Origin of the sequence: Streptomyces boncukensis, assembly GCF_011045075.1 — a bacterium.
In the GTDB taxonomy this organism is placed as follows: Bacteria; Actinomycetota; Actinomycetes; order Streptomycetales; family Streptomycetaceae; genus Streptomyces; species Streptomyces boncukensis.
Map to the genome: position 1 here is coordinate 1 of NZ_JAAKZZ010000916.1, position 1,627 is coordinate 1,627.

1 protein-coding gene is annotated in these 1,627 nt (G+C 75.4%); it reads right to left on the minus strand.

All coding sequences use genetic code 11. From position 1 onward, the window contains the following. Positions 1-1,534 (minus strand): MFS transporter (locus tag G5C65_RS36960; RefSeq protein WP_165303409.1); only part of this gene is annotated, 1,534 nt, incomplete at its 3' end. Positions 1,535-1,627: the final 93 nt, after the last annotated feature.

Sequence of the window (1,627 nt, forward strand, 5' to 3'; positions counted from 1 at the left end):
ACCGTACGGACAGCGCTCCCTCGCCCCGATCCTTCCCGGTGCGCCGGGGCGAGGCCCCTGTCGCGCTGCCGCCGGAGGGCCGTGACGGCCTCGGCAGCAGCACATAAGCGAGCAGCGCCGCGGCGGCCAGCAGCGCGCCACTGATGCCGACCGCCGTGGCGTAGCCCGAGGCGAGCGCCGACAGGCGGTCCGCACCGCCGCCGTCGGCGTCGCCGCTCACACCGCCGCGCCGCTCCGTGACCGTGGCGGCGACGGTGGACAGCGCGGCGAGCCCGAGCGAGCCGCCGATCTGCCGCGAACTGGTGACCAGCCCGGAGGCCATCCCGGCCTCCTCGGGCCCGACGCCCGTCGTGGCGGCCGTGGCCACCGGGATGAAGCACACTCCCAGCCCCAGGCTCGTCACCACCGAGGGGCCGAGGACGGACACGGTGAAGCTGCCGTCCGCCCCGAGCACGGCGCCGAACCAGCCGAAGCCGATTGCCGCCACCGCGCCCCCGCACGTCAGCAGCGCACGCGGCCCCAGCCGTTCGGCCGTCCTGGTGGCGAAGGCCGAACCGGCCACGATGCCCGCCGTGAACGGCAGGAAGGACAGCCCCGTGGCGGCGGGCCCGTACCCCAGCACCTGCTGCAGATAGAGCGACACGAAGTAGAAGGCGGCGAACTGCCCCGAGAAGAGCAGCAGCACGATGAGGTTCGCGGCGATCACAGGCCGCCGCCGCAGGAGGCCGAGCCGCAGCAGCGGGTCCGCCGTGCGGCGTTCCACGAGTGCGAAGCCGGCGAGCAGCGCGGCCGCCAGGGCGAGGGTGAGCAAGGTCGTCGCCGAGCCCCACGCGTGCTGCTCGGTGCGCACGACGCCGAGGACGAGCGTCGACGTGCCCGCCGTGGCCAGCAGCGCCCCGGCGATGTCCAGCCGGGGCGTCGCGGCGTGCCGCTCGTCGGCCGGGACGCCGCGCACGGCCGCCAGCAGCCCGAGGGCGACGAAGGGGACGTTGACGAAGAGGACCGCGCGCCACCCCGCCGTCTGCGTCAGTACCCCGCCCGCCAGAACGCCGACCGCGCCGCCGACGGCCGCCGAGGCGCCCCACAGGGCGAGCGCCCGCACCCGGGCCGGGCCGGCCGGGAACCGGACGGTGATGAGCGCCAGGGCGACCGGGGTGAGGACCGCGGCGCCGACGCCCTGTGCGGCGCGAGCGGCGATCAGATGGCCGGCGCTCTGGGCGCAGCCGCCTCCGACGCTCGCCAGTCCGAAGAGGGCGAGCCCTGCGAGCAGTGTCCGGCGGCGTCCGGCGACGTCGCCGGTGCGCCCGCCGAGCATCAGCAGCCCGCCGAAGGTCAGCGCGTAGGCGTTCACCACCCAGGTGAGGCCGCTGGCGCTGAAGTCGAGGGAGGCGCGGATGTCCGGCAGCGCGACGTTCACCACGGACATGTCGAGCGCCACCAGGAACTGCACGAGCGCGACGACGAGCAGCAGCCAGCGCTCTCTCACGGCCGCCCCTCGTGCGGACGGGGGCGGTGCGGCGAATGGGTCGGTCATGGGTGGCTCCATCGGTGAGACGCACTTTCCGAACGTGTTCGAAAAGTAGCATCGGCGACGCGCCGCTGTCGAGCACGGGGGCGGGGAACGGGG